12 protein-coding genes are annotated in these 15507 nt (G+C 74.6%); 1 reads left to right on the top strand and 11 read right to left on the bottom strand.

The features are described from left to right. Positions 1-268 precede the first annotated feature (268 nt). Positions 269-1363: a M48 family metallopeptidase gene (locus ACFTWP_RS19515; protein WP_380265842.1), complete on the top strand. Its 1095-nt coding sequence runs from the start codon at positions 269-271 to the stop codon at positions 1361-1363. A 108-nt stretch (positions 1364-1471) separates the two neighbouring features. Here ACFTWP_RS19515 and ACFTWP_RS19520 read toward each other — a convergent pair whose 3' ends face one another. The 11 genes from ACFTWP_RS19520 to ACFTWP_RS19570 form a co-directional block, all read right to left on the bottom strand. Beyond that, a complete protein-coding gene (locus tag ACFTWP_RS19520) occupies positions 1472-2533 on the bottom strand; it encodes a hypothetical protein (protein ID WP_380265843.1) in 1062 nt (353 codons plus the stop codon). A gap of 85 nt (positions 2534-2618) precedes the next feature. Further along, entirely contained in the window at positions 2619-3230 is a 612-nt protein-coding gene (locus ACFTWP_RS19525; RefSeq protein WP_380265844.1) for a hypothetical protein, read from the bottom strand. A 78-nt stretch (positions 3231-3308) separates the two neighbouring features. Beyond that, a complete protein-coding gene (locus tag ACFTWP_RS19530; RefSeq protein ID WP_380265845.1) occupies positions 3309-4631 on the bottom strand; it encodes a glutamate-5-semialdehyde dehydrogenase in 1323 nt (440 codons plus the stop codon). A gap of 120 nt (positions 4632-4751) precedes the next feature. Beyond that, positions 4752-5297 (bottom strand): hypothetical protein, encoded by a 546-nt coding sequence (locus tag ACFTWP_RS19535; protein WP_380265846.1) that lies wholly within the window; start codon positions 5295-5297, stop codon positions 4752-4754. A gap of 126 nt (positions 5298-5423) precedes the next feature. Then, positions 5424-6560, bottom strand: coding sequence for a glutamate 5-kinase (gene proB, locus ACFTWP_RS19540; RefSeq protein WP_380265847.1), 1137 nt, complete (start codon positions 6558-6560; stop codon positions 5424-5426). A 220-nt stretch (positions 6561-6780) separates the two neighbouring features. Continuing rightward, on the bottom strand, positions 6781-8262 hold the full coding sequence (obgE, locus tag ACFTWP_RS19545) for a GTPase ObgE (RefSeq protein WP_380265848.1): 1482 nt from the start codon (positions 8260-8262) through the stop codon (positions 6781-6783). 144 nt (positions 8263-8406) lie between these two features. Further along, positions 8407-8664, bottom strand: a complete 258-nt coding sequence (gene rpmA, locus ACFTWP_RS19550; protein WP_057238555.1) for a 50S ribosomal protein L27 — start codon at positions 8662-8664, stop codon at positions 8407-8409. 16 nt (positions 8665-8680) lie between these two features. After that, the gene (gene rplU / locus ACFTWP_RS19555; protein ID WP_073927817.1) at positions 8681-8995 is read right to left on the bottom strand and encodes a 50S ribosomal protein L21; all 315 of its coding nucleotides are present in this window, start codon (positions 8993-8995) and stop codon (positions 8681-8683) included. Between the two features lie 259 nt (positions 8996-9254). Further along, positions 9255-12824, bottom strand: coding sequence for a ribonuclease E/G (locus ACFTWP_RS19560; RefSeq protein ID WP_380265849.1), 3570 nt, complete (start codon positions 12822-12824; stop codon positions 9255-9257). A gap of 394 nt (positions 12825-13218) precedes the next feature. Then, positions 13219-14019, bottom strand: coding sequence for a TIGR03936 family radical SAM-associated protein (locus ACFTWP_RS19565; RefSeq protein ID WP_380265850.1), 801 nt, complete (start codon positions 14017-14019; stop codon positions 13219-13221). 189 nt (positions 14020-14208) lie between these two features. Next, entirely contained in the window at positions 14209-15441 is a 1233-nt protein-coding gene (locus ACFTWP_RS19570) for a hypothetical protein (protein ID WP_380265851.1), read from the bottom strand. Positions 15442-15507 lie beyond the last annotated feature (66 nt).

The raw sequence follows: 15507 nt of genomic DNA on the forward strand, positions 1-15507 counted from the left end.
CTGCACCGCGGCCAGATCTGGTCCCGGTATCTCCAGGACACCCAGCCTAGACCGGGCCCGGCCGCCGGACCGCCACCACCCCCGGCGGGGCCCCGGGCGCCGCGGATCCGGCCCGCGGGCACTCTCGGCGACCGGCCGCACACCGCGTAGGGTGACCGCGGGGACGAGTACGCAACCACGCGCGTTGCACAGGAAGTCGTAGCAGGCGAAGAAGAGCGGGGGCCCGGCCGGCGGCCGGGACCGGCGTCGACCAGGAGGTACTCAGACCATGACCGACACCAACCAGGCGAAGAGCCCGAGCCGACGCCGTCAGCGCTTCCCGGAGATCTCCACCCGGGCCTGGGAGCACCCCGCCGACCGGTCCGCCCTGGTGGCGCTGCGCAAGCTCACCGGCTTCGACGACGTGCTGAAGAAGCTCGCCGGGCTGGTCTCCGAGCGCTCGATCCGGCTGATGTTCCTGGCCACCGCCGTGAAGACCTCCGAGCGTCAGTTCCCGGAGCTGTACAACATGGTGCGCGACGCCGCGTACGTCCTGGACCTGGAGAAGGTCCCGGACCTCTACGTCACGCAGGACCCGACCGTGAACGCCATGTGCATCGGCATGGACACCCCGATCATCGTGCTGACCAGCGGCCTGGTCGAACTGCTCGACGAGGAGGAGCTGCGCGCGGTCGTCGGCCACGAGGTCGGCCACGCGATGTCCGGCCACGCCGTCTACCGGACGATGCTGCTGATCCTCACCAACATCGCCACCCGGATCGCCTGGATCCCGCTCGGCAACCTCGCCATCATGGCGCTGGTCACCGCGCTCAAGGAGTGGTTCCGCAAGGCCGAACTCTCCTGCGACCGGGCCGGGCTGCTCGCCGGCCAGGACCTCCAGGCGTCCATGCGCGGCCTGATGAAGCTCGCCGGCGGCCACAACCTCGGCGAGATGAACGTCGACGCGTTCCTGGAGCAGGCCGAGGAGTACGAGAAGGCCGGCGACCTGCGCGACGGCGTGCTGAAGCTGCTCCAGGTGCTGCCGCAGACCCACCCCTTCGCGGTGGTCCGGGTCGCCCAGCTGAAGAAGTGGTCGGAGAGCGACGAGTACCGCTCCGTCCTCGCCGGTGCCTACCCGCGCCGCGACGGTGACGCCAACGCCTCCGTCAGTGACCAGTGGAAGGCCGCCGCCGACCACTACTCCACCTCCGTCAAGGACAGCAAGGACCCGCTGATCGGCCTGCTGCGCGACGTGGCGGGCGGGGTCGGCTCCGTCGGCGGCCGGCTCCGCGACACCTTCAACGGCACCCGGGCCGGCGCCGGCGCCGCGACCGGCGGCCCGGACGGCGGACCCGCCGACGACACGGCCCGCAACGGCGGCTGAGAGCGGACCGTCGGCCCCGGACACCCCTCGGTGTCCGGGGCCGACGGCATCACGCGGGAGCGGGCCGACCGCCTCGGCGGGCCTCGTGCGCCGGCCCGCGGGTCGACCTCACGGCCCGGCGAGGACGCCGCACTGCTGCCAGGCCGGGACGGCGCGATCGGCCGGGTCCACCGCCGGCGGCGCGGGCGGCGCGGTGCCGCCGGGGGTGGCCAGGAGGGGCTGCAGGAAGGTGGTCTGCGCCGTACCGCAGGCCGCCGGGCCGGTCTGCACGACGGCGTCGACCAGCCGCAGCTGGGCGGCCGCGAGGTCGCCGCGGTCGAACTCCATCCGCAGCTCGCGACGCACGCTCAGCAGGGTCACCGGCGCTCCGGCGGCGCCGTCCGCGGCACGCACCGCGTAGACGAAGGTGTGGTCGGTGGTGATCTGCAGCGCGCCGTTCTCCGCCTCGTCGACCCGCATGCTGCCGGCCACCTTCACGGTGTCCGCGGCCAGGGCGATCCGCGCCGGGTCGAAGCGCACCATCCAGCCGGTGGCCGCGTGGTGCTGGTCGTCGCGGGGGGCCGACACGCTCTGGTCGAACTGCACCTGCTCACCGGTGGTGATGAAGGACCGCACGTCCGAGGTCACTCCCTGCACCAGGGTCCGCGGCGCCAGGGCAGCGGCGACCAGGTAGCGCTGCGCGGTGTCCAGCGCCCTGGTCACCTCGACCCGCGTGTAGTGCGCCGTGGCGGCCCCTGCGGGTACCCCCAGGCCCGAACTGCCGTCCTGGTAGCCGGCGGGCAGGCCCGCGAACGGACCGGCCGGGTCGGCGACCGGCTGCACCGGCGAGGTCGGGCTGAGCGCCACCAGACCGACGGTCAGCTGGCTGCCCACGGGCTCGGCGCCGGGCCGGCCCGGCGAACTGATGCCGAAGTAGACGGCGGCGGCGAAGGCCACCACGATCAGCAGCAGCAGGGCGACGGCCTGGCGGGGCACCGAGCCCAGCGCGCCGAGGCCGATCCGGGGCCGGGTCGCCCGGCCGAACCCGCCGCTGAGCCGCTCCCGGGCCGAGAGCTCCTGGATCCGGGCAGCTCGGACGAACGATTCGTCGAAGACGACGGACCGGTACTCGTCCTCGTTCCCTGAACCGCCTTCGGGCACACCCTCAGGAGGCTCACGCGGGTCACCCATAACACCAGGGTAAGGCGATGCGGCGCCCACCACGAGGGGACCGCAGGTAACTTCTGCGCGACGCAGGGTGAGAGTGCCGGCGGGCTCAGCCCGCCGGGGCGATCACCGCGAGCGAGGGCTCCACGGACGGCGGTACCGACCCGGTGCCCGAACTGCTGTTGCCGCTGTCGGGGCGCCGCTGCGAACCGCCGCCGGCCGGGTCGAAGCCCTGGTAGACCGCCGCGACCGCCACCGCCACCAGGCTGACGCCCATGATCACGGCGAGCACCCAGGCGACCGGCCGGTGCCAGCGCTGCTGGGCCACCGAACGCCCGCGCGCCGCGCGGGCCGGATCGTAGCCGGCGTGCCGGCCCCAGCGCCCGGTGCGGCCCCAACGGCCCGCCCGGCGCCCGCCGGCCCGCCCCGGGCCCGACCACGGGTCGGGGTAGAGCCGGTCGTCGTCCAGTCCGCCCGGGTACGGCCGCAGTTCCAACGGCAGCCCGTCGCCCGGCACCGGCTCGTAGCCCCAGCCGGGCCCCGCGGTCTCCGGCTCGAAGCGGGCCTCGGCGGCGGCCAGCTGCCGCTCCCGGGCGCTCGGCTCGTGCACGGCCGCACAGCGGACGAAGGCCTCGTCGAACACCACGGTGGCGAACTCGTCGTCCGCACCACCGTGGTCGGCGCCGTCAGGGTACGGAGAGCCCCCCACATCCTCAGCCACGGATTCAGCGTATTACCGGGCGGCCGTTTTGTCTGTGGCTCCTCGCAGTTGGTCCGTCACACGTGTGACGGACCGCGCTCAGACGGCGGTGCCGGAGCCGCCCACGGTCTGCGTGGCCTCGCCCCGGACATGCCCGTCACCAGTGACGATGTACTTGGTGGAGGTAAGTTCGGGCAGGCCCATCGGGCCCCGCGAGTGCAGCTTCTGGGTGGAGATGCCGATCTCGGCGCCGAAACCGAACTCACCCCCGTCGGTGAACCGGGTCGAGGCGTTGACCGCCACGGTGGCCGCGTCGACCAGCTGGGTGAAGCGGCGGGCGGCGGGCTGCGAGGCGGTCACGATGGCCTCGGTGTGGCCGGAGGACCAGCGCCGGATGTGCGCCACCGCCTCGTCCAGCGAGGACACCACGGCGGCGGCGAGGTCGTGGGAGAGGTACTCCGCCTCCCAGTCCGCGTCGGTGGCGGGCACCACCACGGCCCCGGTGCCCTCGGCGGCCTTCAGCACCGCGTCGTCCCCGTGTACGGTGACACCCGCCCCGGCCAGTGCGGCCAGCGCGAGCGGCAGGAAGGCGTCGGCGATGTCCTGGTGGACGAGCAGCGTCTCCGCCGAGTTGCAGACGCTGACCCGCTGGGCCTTGGAGTTCAGCAGGATGCCGACGGCCATCGCCAGGTCGGCCTGGGCGTCCACGTAGACGTGGCAGTTGCCCGTCCCGGTCTCGATGACGGGCACCGTCGACCCCTCGACCACCGTGCGGATCAGCGAGGCGCCGCCGCGCGGGATCAGCACGTCCACCAGGCCGCGGGCCCGCATCAGCTCCTGGACGGACTCGCGGCTCTCGCCGGGCACCAGCTGGATCACGTCCGCGGGCAGGCCGGCCGAGACCACGGCGTCGCGCAGCACGGTGGTCAGCGCGGTGTTGGAGCGGTAGGCCGAGGCGGAGCCGCGCAGCAGGACGGCGTTGCCCGACTTCAGGCAGAGCGCGGCAGCGTCCACGGTGACGTTCGGACGCGCCTCGTAGATGATGCCGACCACGCCGAGCGGCACCCGCACCTGGCGCACGTCCAGCCCGTTGGGCAGGGTGTAGCCGCGGACCACCTCGCCGACCGGGTCGGGCAGGCCGGCCACGTCCCGCACGTCGGCGGCGATGGCGGCGATCCGCGCGTCGTCGAGGCTGAGCCGGTCGATCACGGACTCGGCCGTGCCGGCCGCGCGGGCGCGGGCGACGTCCTCGGCGTTGGCGGCGGTGATCTCCGCGCTGCGGGCGACCAGGGCGTCCGCGATCGCCAGCAGGGCGGTGTCCTTCACCCGGCGCGGGAGCGGGGCGAGGGCGGCCGCGGCCTCCCGGGCGCGGCGGGCGACGGCGATGACGGGGCTGTCTGCGGTGGCGGGGTCGCTGGTCATGGCGTCCAGCGTAACGACTGCCGGCGCCCGGCCGGACGCCCGTTTCGTCCGGTGAGACGGGCCGGTCCGGCCGACCGGATCCGCCCGGCCCGTCGGACCTGCCCCGGGCCGGTACGGCCGTCAGTACGGCTGCACGCCGCCCGGGCGGGGCGACGGCTCGCCGAAGCCCTCGGCGACCCGCTTGTGGTACGTCGGGCGATCCACCACCTCCAGGCCGACGATCTCCCACGGCGGCAGGTTGGCGGTCGCCTTGTGCTCGCCCCACAGGCGCAGCGCGATGGCCGCCGCGTCGTGCAGGTCGCGGGCCTGCTCCCAGTAGCGGATCTCGGCGTGGTCGGCGGCGTACCGCGCGGTGAGGAAGAACGAGTGGTCGTGCGCGAGCTGCTCCAGCCCGGCCCGCAGCTGCGGGAGCGGGGTGGCCACCCCGGCCACGCTCAGCACCACGTGCCAGAGCCTGGCCTGGTCCGGGGTGCCGGCCGGCGCCGCCGCGCCGCTCAGCCCGGGGCGCAACTCCCGCACGGCGTCGGCCGGTTCCACCGTGGCGGGCCGGCCACCGCCGGCCGGCGGGCCGACGGCCGACTCCCTGGCGCCGCGCGCACCCGCGATGCTGCTCAGCCTCCGCTCGGCCGTTGCTCCGGGCAGCGCTCCGTCGGGCCTGCGTCCCACCGGCGGCCTCCTGTTCGGCGATCTCGTGTCGTCGTGCGGGCCACGGCCCGGCCCGGCGCGTCCGGCTGCCCTCCTCGCCCGGCGCCGGGCGCATGGCACCGCTTCCGCCCCCTGCGGAGCGGCCCGTCAGCCGCGCAGGACGACGAGGTCGTCGCGGTGGACGACCTCCCGCTCGTACGCGGCACCGAACTCCTGGGCCAGGTCGCGGGTGGACCGGCCGAGCAGACGGGGCAACTCCCTCGCATCAAAGTTGACCAGCCCGCGCGCCACGATGTGGCCGTTTTCGCCAAGAAGGTCCACCGGATCACCGGCGGCGAAGTCGCCGTCGACCTTGGTGACCCCGGCCGGGAGCAGCGAGGCGCCGCCGGAGACCACGGCCTGCACCGCCCCCTCGTCCAGGTGCAGCGCGCCGCGCGGACTGCTCGCGTGGGCCAGCCAGAGCAGCCGGTCCGCCGTGCGGCTCCCGGTGCGCAGGAACAGGGTGCCGGTGGGCCGCCCCGCCAGCGCGTCGGCGGCCTGGCTGGCGGCGGTCAGCACCACCGGGATGCCGGCGCCGGTGGCGATCCGGGCGGCCTCGACCTTGGTGACCATGCCGCCGGTGCCGACCCCGGCCTTGCCCGCGCTGCCGATCTCGATGCCCGCCAGGTCCTGCTTGCCGCGCACCTCGGCGATCCGGCTGGTGCCGGGGCGGCTGGGGTCGCCGTCGTAGAGGCCGTCGACGTCGGAGAGCAGGATGAGCAGGTCGGCGCGGACCAGGTGGGCGACCAGGGCGGCCAGCCGGTCGTTGTCCCCGAACTTGATTTCGGCGGTGGCGACGGTGTCGTTCTCGTTGACGACCGGCATGGCGCCCATCGCCAGCAGCTGGTCCAGCGTGCGGTAGGCGTTGCGGTAGTGGGCCCGGCGGCTGGCGTCCTCGGCGGTCAGCAGCACCTGGCCGACCCGGATCCCGTAGCGGGCGAAGGAGGCGGTGTACCTGGCCACCAGCAGGCCCTGGCCGACGCTGGCGGCGGCCTGCTGCCGGGCGAGGTCCGGCGGGCGGCGCTCCAGGCCCAGCGGGGCGAGGCCGGCGGCGATGGCGCCGGAGGAGACCAGCACGACCTCCGGGGCGTCCGGCTGGCTGCGCACCTTCGCGATCGCGTCCACCAGGGCGTCGACCCGGTCGGCGTCCAGGCCGCCGGCGGCGGTGGTGAGTGAGGAGGAACCGACCTTGACGACGATCCGCCGGGCGGTCAGGACCTCCTCACGGAGTGACTGCTCGCTCATCGCGCTGGTGCCCTTCGCTGTTGCGTGTGACAGGCGCGGGAGCCTGCCGCTCCCCGCAATCTACGCGATCCGGGTGAGCCGTCCGTACGGCATGTCACCGGCTGGACGCCGCGACCGGGCCCGGGCCGCCGCGGGCCCGGCGGCCGGCGCACGGCGAGGCGCCCGCCACCCTCAACGGGTGGCGGGCGCCTCGGTGTTGACCGGCCGTCGGCCGGGCCGGTCAGTGGTCCTCGTCGTCGCCCTCGTCGATGGCGCCGGAGCGGCCGCTGGACAGCGCCTCGAAGGCCAGGTACTCGGACTCGGCGGCGTCGCGGCCCTTCGCCTTCTCGCGGCGGCGGTCGACGGCCGGGCGCGGGTTCTCGAAGCGGTGGTCCTCGCCGCGGCGGCCGAGCATCTCGGCGCCGGCGGCCATGGTCGGCTCCCAGTCGAAGACGACCGCGTTCTCCTCGGCGCCGATGATGACGGTGTCGCCCTCCTGGGCGCCGACCTTCCAGAGCTTGTCCTCGACGCCGAGGCGGGCCAGGCGGTCCGCGAGGTAGCCGACGGCCTCGTCGTTGGAGAAGTCGGTCTGGCGGACCCAGCGCTCGGGCTTGAGACCGCGCACGCGGTAGGCGCCGTCCTCCTCGGTGACGGTGAAGCCGGCGTCGTCGACGGCCGTCGGCCGCAGCACGATCCGGGTGTTCTCCTCGATCGGCTTGGCGGCGCGGGCCTCGGCGACGATCTGCGCCATCGCGAAGTTCAGCTCGCGCAGGCCCTGGCGGGAGGCGGCGGACACCTCGAAGACGCGGTAGCCGGCCTCCTCCAGGGAGGCGCGGGTGATGTCGGCGAGGTCCTGACCGTCCGGCACGTCCACCTTGTTGAGCGCGACCAGGCGCGGCCGGTCGTCGAGACCGCCGTACTGGGACAGCTCGGCCTCGATGGTCTCCAGGTCGGTGAGCGGGTCGCGGCCCGGCTCCAGGGTCGCGCAGTCCAGCACGTGCACCAGGACGGTGCAGCGCTCGACGTGGCGCAGGAACTCCAGGCCGAGGCCCTTGCCCTGGCTGGCGCCGGGGATCAGCCCGGGGACGTCGGCGACGGTGTAGACGGTGTCGCCGGCGGTGACCACGCCGAGGTTGGGGATCAGGGTGGTGAAGGGGTAGTCCGCGATCTTCGGCTTGGCGGCGGAGATCACCGAGATCAGCGAGGACTTGCCGGCGCTCGGGTAGCCGACCAGCGCCACGTCGGCGACGGACTTGAGCTCCATCACGATGTCGCGGGCCTCGCCAGGCTCGCCCAGCAGCGCGAAGCCGGGGGCCTTGCGGCGGGCGGAGGCGAGCGAGGAGTTGCCGAGGCCGCCGCGACCGCCGGCGGCGGCGATGAAGCTGGTGCCGTGGCCGACCAGGTCGGCGAGCACGTTGCCCTCGCGGTCCATGACGACGGTGCCGTCCGGAACCGGCAGGACGAGGTCGCCGCCGGTGGAGCCGGTGCGGTGGCCGCCCGCGCCGGGCTTGCCGTTGGTCGCCTTGCGCTTGGGCGAGTGGTGGTACTCCAGCAGGGTGGTGATGCTGGCGTCCACGGTGAGGATGACGCTGCCGCCCTCACCGCCGTTGCCGCCGTCGGGCCCGCCGAGCGGCTTGAACTTCTCCCGGTGCACGGAGGCGCAGCCGTGGCCTCCGTTACCCGCGGCGACGTGCAGTTCGACGCGGTCCACGAAGGTGGTCATCGGTGTGCCTTCCAGCTAGGAGAAAAATCGGTACAGAACGGATGTAACCGCCCCGGGGTCAAAACCCAGAGGGTGGACCGGAAATTTCCGGTCCACCCTCCAGAATGTCCTACCTTGCACCACTGTGACGCGGCGTCAGGAAGATCAGGCCTCGACGGCCACGATGTTCACGACGCGACGGCCACGGTGGGTGCCGAACTGCACCGCACCGGCGTTCAGCGCGAACAGGGTGTCGTCGCCACCGCGACCGACGCCCGCACCCGGGTGGAAGTGGGTGCCGCGCTGGCGGACGAGGATCTCGCCGGCGCTGACGACCTGGCCGCCGAAGCGCTTGACGCCGAGGCGCTGGGCGTTCGAGTCGCGGCCGTTACGGGTAGAGCTTGCGCCCTTCTTGTGTGCCATCTCGCAATCCCCTTACTTACTTCGCGGAGTCGATGCTCGTGATGCGGACGGCGGTGTGGCGCTGGCGGTGACCCTGGCGCCGACGGTAGCCGGTCTTGTTCTTGTAGCGGAGGATGACGATCTTCTCACCCTTGGTGTGGTCGACGACCTCGGCGTGAACCTTCACACCGGCGAGGACCCACGGGTCGGAGGTGACGGCCTCGCCGTCGACAAGCAGGATGGTCGAGAGCTCGACCGAGTCACCCGGCTTGACGTCAACGCGGTCAATCTCCAGCACGTCGCCGATGGCGACCTTGTGCTGGCGGCCGCCGGCGCGAACGATCGCGTACATGCGGTACCTGCTTTCTCTACTCGGTCGGAACTCTCGATGCCAGCCGCCTGGGTACGGACACAGGCGGCCTCCCCCGTCCCCCGGAGGGTCTGGGAGGTGATCTGCTCGGGAGCATGGCGTAGACACGCCGAATGTCAAGAATACGGATCCGCCGCCGCTGGAGCAAACCGGCCCCGCCGCCCCGGAGGGCGGACGCGCGACGGACCCGTACAACGCCCGGCGGGGTGGGCGGCGAACGCCCACCCCGCCGGGCGGCGGACTACTCGGCTGCCGAATCACCCTCGGCGGCCGCGGCCTTCTTGGCCGCCGCGCTCGTCCGCTTGGTGGCGGTCTTGCGGGCGGTGGTCTTCTTCGCCGCTGCCGTGGTGGTCTTCTTGGCGGCGGTCTTCTTGGCGGCGGCCTTGCGCGGGGCCCGCTTCTTGGGCGCGGGCGCCTCCTCGGCGCCCTCGGCCTCGACACCCTCGACCTCGACGGCCTCGGGCGCCTCGGTCGGGGCCTCGGCCACCGCCTCGGGCTCCACGGGGGCCTCGGGCTCCGCCGGGGCCACCGGGGCGGCCGCGGCGAGCGCCGCCTCCATGGCGGCGTCGGCACGGGCCTGCAGGACCACGATCTCGGCCTCGGCGGGGGCGCCGGCCGGAGCGGTGGCCTTGCGGACCGCGCGACGGCGGGTACGGCCGCCGGCCACCGGGGTGGCCGGGATCTCGACCAGGCTCGGACGCTCCTGCTCGGCGGGGGCGGCCTCGGCGACCGGCTCCTCGACGGCCGGCTCGGCGACCTCGACGGTCGGACCGCCCGGCACCTCGATCACGAGCTGCTCGCCGTTCGAGACGATCTCGAACTCCTCGTGCTCGTGGTCGTGGTCGGCGGCCTCGTCGGCCGTCTCCTCGTCCAGCAGGTGCGCCTGCGGCTCGTCGTGCCCGGCGCCGCCCTTGCCCCGGCGGCGGCGCTTGCCGCCGGCGGTGCCGGCCTCGCCGGAGGTCCCCACCGGGCCGCCGCCGCCACCGGGGGCGGTCGGCTGCTCCATGTGCACGATGACGCCACGGCCGTTGCAGTGCACGCACGGCTCGGAGAAGGACTCCAGCAGGCCCTGGCCGACCCGCTTGCGGGTCATCTGCACCAGGCCGAGCGAGGTGACCTCCGCCACCTGGTGCTTGGTCCGGTCCCGGCCCAGGCACTCCAGCAGACGGCGCAGCACCAGGTCCCGGTTGGACTCCAGCACCATGTCGATGAAGTCGATCACGATGATGCCGCCGAGGTCGCGCAGCCGCAGCTGGCGCACGATCTCCTCGGCCGCCTCGATGTTGTTGCGGGTGACGGTCTCCTCGAGGTTGCCGCCCTGGCCGACGAACTTGCCGGTGTTGACGTCGACGACGATCATCGCCTCGGTCCGGTCGATCACCAGCGAACCGCCGCTGGGCAGCCAGACCTTGCGGTCCAGCGCCTTCATCAGCTGCTCGTCGATCCGGTAGGTGGCGAAGACGTCCACGTCGGAGGTCCAGCGCTGGAGCCGCTCGGCCAGGTCGGGGGCGACCCCGCCGACGTACTCGTGGATGGTCTTCCACGCCTCGTCGCCGGAGACGATGACCTTGGTGAAGTCCTCGTTGAAGATGTCGCGCACGACCCGGACGGTCATGTCCGGCTCGCCGTAGAGCAGCGCCGGGGCGTTGCCGGTGGCGGCCTTCTTCTGGATCTCCTCCCACTGCGCCTGCAGGCGCTGCACGTCACGCGTCAGCTCGTCCTCGCTGGCGCCCTCCGCGGCGGTGCGCACGATCACGCCCGCGTCCTCGGGGACGATCCGCTTGAGGATCTGCTTCAGGCGGGCGCGCTCGTTCTCGGGCAGCTTGCGGCTGATCCCGGTCATCGAGCCCTCGGGCACGTACACCAGGTAGCGGCCGGGCAGCGAGATCTGGCTGGTCAGCCGGGCGCCCTTGTGGCCGATCGGGTCCTTGGAGACCTGCACCAGCACGGACTGACCGGACTTCAGCACCGACTCGATCCGGCGCGGGCCGCCGTGGCCGCCCAGCGAACCGAAGTTGACCTCACCGGCGTACAGCACCGCGTTGCGGCCCTTGCCGATGTCGACGAAGGCGGCCTCCATCGACGGCAGCACGTTCTGGACCTTGCCCAGGTAGACGTTGCCGACGTACGAGGTGGCCTGCTCCTTGTTGACGTAGTGCTCGACGAGGACGCCGTCCTCCAGCACGCCGATCTGGGTGCGCAGGCCGTTCTGACGCACGACCATCACGCGCTCGACCGACTCGCGGCGGGCCAGGAACTCGGCCTCGGTGATGATCGGCACCCGGCGGCGGCCCAGCTCGCGGCCCTCACGGCGGCGCTGCTTCTTCGCCTCCAGGCGGGTGGAGCCCTTGATGGACTGCACCTCGTCCGGGTCGAACGACGGCTCGGTGGAACGGCGGCGCGGCTCGCGGACCTTCACGACCGTCCGCACGCCGTCCTCGGCGGGGGTGCTCTCGGCGGGCTCGGCGCCGGCCTCACCGCTGCGACGACGGCGACGGCGACGACGGCGCGAGGACGCCAGGCCCGAGGCCAGGTCGTCGTCCTCGTCCTCCTCGTCGGCGACGGCCGGCTCCTCGGCGGGCTGCTCGGCCTCCTGCGTCTCCGGCTCGAACTCCTCGGCCTCACCGCGACGGCGGCGACGGCCGCCCCGGCGGCGACGGCGGGACGGACGGTCGTCCTCCCACTCCGCCTCCTGCTCGGGGCCGGCGGTCGCGGGCTCGGCCTTGGGCTCGGCGACCGGCGCGGGGGCCGGGGCCTCGACCGGAGCAGCGGGCGCCGGCGCGGCGACCGGGGCCGCGGCGGCCCGCTGGCGGGCCGGCGGCTGCACCCGCACCTGCGTGCGGGTACGGCGGCGACGGCCGACCCCGCTGTACTCGAACTCGTCGTCGGACTCGGCGGGCGCGGCCTCGGCCGGCGCCTGCCGCGCGGCCGGAGCCTGCTTCACGGCCGGCGCCTGCTTCGCCGCAGGGGCGGCGGGCTCGGCGGGCGCCGAAGCGGCCGGGGCGGCGGGCTGGGTCGGCGCGACGAAGGGCGCGGGCTCCTGGAAGACCGGCGCCTGGAAGATCGCAGTGGACGGGCGCACCGCACGGCGACGGGCCCGCGGAGCGGGCTCGGCCTCCACGACCGGAGCGGCCACGGGAGCGGGCTCAGCGACCGGGGCGGCGACCGCCTCGGGCTCCTCGACGACCTCTTCCTCGACGGGCTCCTCGGCCACGACCGGGGTCTCCTCGACCACGGGGGCGCTCTCCACCACGCGACGGCGGCGGGGGCGGCGGGCGGGAGCGGCCGGCGCCTCCTCGGCGACGGGCTGCTCCACGACCGGCTCGACGGCCGGCGGCTCCACGACGGGCTGCTCCGCGACCGGCTCGGCGGCGGGCGCCCCGGCGGGGGCCTCGGCACGCTTGCGGGTCCGGCGGGCCCGGACCGGCTTCTCGGCGGGCGCGGCCTCGGCCGGCTCCTCGACGGGCGCCTCGGCGACCGGCTCGGCGACCTCGGCGGCGGGTGTGACGATGATCTCGGCGGCCTCCGGCGCCCCGGCGGGGGCCTCGGCACGCTTACGGGTCCGGCGGGCCCGGACCGGCTTCTCGACGGGCGCGGCCTCGGCCGGCTCCTCGACGGGCGCCTCGGCGACCGGCTCGGCGGCCGCAACCACGGTCTCGGCGCCCTCGGCGCCCGCGCTCTGCGGGGTGCCCGCCGGGCGGGAGACCGCCCGGCGACGGCGCCGCGGCGGAGCGGCGGACGCGCCCTCGGTGCCGCCGGACTCGTTGGAGCCCGCGGCGGCAGGCTGCTGCGGATCGGTGTTATCGAGCATGCGGGTGGATCTCCCGTCAGGCCCCCGGGCTCCGCATCGGGCACGGTGCGGCACCGGTGGCCGGCCGGCATCCTCACGGATGCCACTGCCGGACCTTCCACGGTGCCACCGTGCGGACGCGAGGCCGCACAGGGGCTCGTAGTCTCGCTCGGCGCCCCGCACAGTTGCGGGGTGTCGAAAGTCTTCTGGTCTGACCAGTCTTCTCAGGTGTTCCCAAGCTGCGCCGTCCCCCAACCCCGGGTGGCTCCCGGAAGGGGTCCTCGGGCCCGCCGACCATCGGGGTCGGCGGGCCGCAAGGTGCCGGCCTGTGCTTCGACGACGCTCGCTCCCCTGGGGAGCCGCGGGGGCCTGGAGTGCCAGACGGTCCAGTTGTCCTGAACCCGGCCTCCGCCCGCTAGGCGGACGCGGTTGCGCGCGGCCCAGCAGCCTCTACAGGGCCGGCCGGGGCCGCGGCGCGGTCGAGCGCCAGCGGGTCGGTCACCGTGCCGGTCCCCTCGTCGAGCGGCCCCTGCGCCAGCCTGGTCACCTCAGCGGGGACCGGCGGCGCCAGGTCGGCCGTCACACGGAGACCGGACAAAACGTCGTCGGGTCGTACGGCGGGTGTGGCGTGTCGTACTACCAGGCGCAGTATCGCACAGGGACGGGCCGTCCGAACATCGGACTCCCCCTCCGAGTGCCCGTCCGGACCATTTCCCACCTGCGGCGAGACGATGTCGAGCGCCGCCACCGGGCCGCGCGCGTCGAAGCGACGGACCCCGTTCTTGGTCAGGCGTTCGACCTCGACCTGCTCCTCGGCGAGGAACAGCGCGACCGCGCGGGCGGCCTCGTCCTGCTCCACGCCGTCCAGCCGGACCAGCCACTCGGAGGCCTCCAGGCGCTCCACGAAGTTCGGCGTCCGGACCTCGACGGCGTCGATGACGTCCAGGCCCGTCGGCAGCGACTCGTCGAGCAGCGCGCGCAGCTCCGCCGGGTCACGGACGGCCGCCAGGCCGATCTCCAGGTACTCCGCCTCGCTCGCGACCCCGGTCGGGGCGGCGTTGGCGTACGAGACCTTGGGGTGCGGCGTGAAGCCGGCCGAGTAGGCCATCGGGACGGCCGACCGGCGCAGCGCGCGCTCGAAGGCGCGCTGGAAGTCACGGTGGCTGGTGAAACGCAGTCGGCCGCGCTTGGTGTAGCGGAGACGGATGCGCTGCACCGTCGGTGCGGGCGGCGGACCGTCGGGCGTTCGGCGTGCCAGGTCGCTCAGTCCTTAGTCAGTGTCCCCGTCCGGCCGCGCGCGCTGGCCCGGCCCGGACTCTGTCGTACCAAAGGGTACGCGCCTACCGGGCCGCCGCGCTCCGCCCCTGGTCAGAAGCCTGACCAGGGACGCGCGCGGCCGGCACGGTCACCCGGTCAGCGAGCGGCGCACTTCGCGGATGGTCGCGCGCACCGTCTGCCGGGCCCGACGCAGCTCCTCCTTCACCGGCCACCACACGTCACGCCGCACCCAGCGGCACGGCCGGACCACCGCGAACCGCCAGATCCGCCCGCCGAGGCGCCAGGCCCGGACGACGGCCCGGCCCAGCTCGCGCAGCAGCGGGAGGAGCAGCACCCGCCAGAGCCACCCGAGCGGAACCAGCACCAGGTGCTCGACCAGCCACCCCAGCCCGACGGCCGCCGGGCGCAGCACGTACCGGGCCAGCAGGGACAACGGCCGCAGCACCAGGTGCTCGACCAGCCGGGCCACCCCCGTCGACAGCGCCCCGACCGCCCGCACCAGCACCCGGCCGACCAGGACGTCCAGAGCGAGCAGCCCCCGCCAGGCCGGTGTCAGCACGGCCCGCCACGACCACCGCGCGGGCCCGACCAGCAGCAGGACGGCCAGCCGGCGCAGCAGCCGGGCGGCCGCGACCACCAGCCGCACCAGCTCGCGGCCCAGCCGGCGCAGCGCGGCGCCCAGCGGCGCGAGCCCGTACCGCCACAGCAGGCGCGCGGCCTGCACGACCAACAGGTCGAAGGAGTGCCGCAGCAGCCACAGCAGTCCGGCGCCGACGCGTCCGAGCACGGATCCGAGCGGAACCAGCACGCTGCGCCACACCCAGCCGGTGGGCCGCCACACCAGCGTCTCGAAGAGCCACAGCACCAGCCGGCCCGTCCCGAGCACCAGGTGGAACACCCCGGAGGCCAGCCACCCCAGGGCCGTCCCGAGCGGAGCGAGCAGGAACCGGCGGAGCAGGCCCAGTGCGGGCAGCAGCAGGTAGCGCCAGAGCGCGGCGAACGGCCAGACCAGTACCCGGCGCAGCACCCGCCCGGCCCGGGAGAGCCCCCGGCCCAGCGGAACGAGCAGGTAGCGCCACAGCGCGGCGAACGGCCAGACCAGCACCCGGCGCAGCACCCGCCCGGCCCCGACCAGGGCCGCCCCGACCGGGCGGGCCGCCAGGACCAGCAGCTCCCAGACGAAGCGCAGCGGCAGGATCACCACGAACGCGAAGATCCGCACCGGTACCCGGATCACCCCGACCAGGCAGCCCTGCGCCGGTGTCGGCCGCGGCTCCGGCCCGGGCCGGTCGGCCGGCGCGCGGTCGGCCGGCTGTTTCTCCAGGCTCGGTCCCGCCGCCGGTCTGTCGGATCCGCTCATGTCCCGCTCCCCCGTGACCCGGACCGCCGGGTCGGGCCGCCCGGGCCGGGCCGGCCGACGGGTCTT

The sequence above is a fragment of the Kitasatospora sp. NPDC057015 genome (assembly GCF_042673745.1).
In the GTDB taxonomy this organism is placed as follows: domain Bacteria; phylum Actinomycetota; class Actinomycetes; order Streptomycetales; family Streptomycetaceae; genus Kitasatospora.

Bases quoted from the DNA above. Each gene is read 5' to 3' on its own strand.
- proB (WP_380265847.1), bottom strand. From the start codon at position 6,560: ATGAGCGAGCAGTCACTCCGTGAGGAGGTCCTGACCGCCCGGCGGATC.
- rplU (WP_073927817.1), bottom strand. From the start codon at position 8,995: ATGTACGCGATCGTTCGCGCCGGCGGCCGCCAGCACAAGGTCGCCATC.
- ACFTWP_RS19570 (WP_380265851.1), bottom strand. From the start codon at position 15,441: ATGAGCGGATCCGACAGACCGGCGGCGGGACCGAGCCTGGAGAAACAG.
- ACFTWP_RS19530 (WP_380265845.1), bottom strand. From the start codon at position 4,631: ATGACCAGCGACCCCGCCACCGCAGACAGCCCCGTCATCGCCGTCGCC.
- ACFTWP_RS19520 (WP_380265843.1), bottom strand. From the start codon at position 2,533: ATGGGTGACCCGCGTGAGCCTCCTGAGGGTGTGCCCGAAGGCGGTTCA.
- obgE (WP_380265848.1), bottom strand. From the start codon at position 8,262: ATGACCACCTTCGTGGACCGCGTCGAACTGCACGTCGCCGCGGGTAAC.
- rpmA (WP_057238555.1), bottom strand. From the start codon at position 8,664: ATGGCACACAAGAAGGGCGCAAGCTCTACCCGTAACGGCCGCGACTCG.
- ACFTWP_RS19560 (WP_380265849.1), bottom strand. From the start codon at position 12,824: ATGCTCGATAACACCGATCCGCAGCAGCCTGCCGCCGCGGGCTCCAAC.
- ACFTWP_RS19515 (WP_380265842.1), top strand. From the start codon at position 269: ATGACCGACACCAACCAGGCGAAGAGCCCGAGCCGACGCCGTCAGCGC.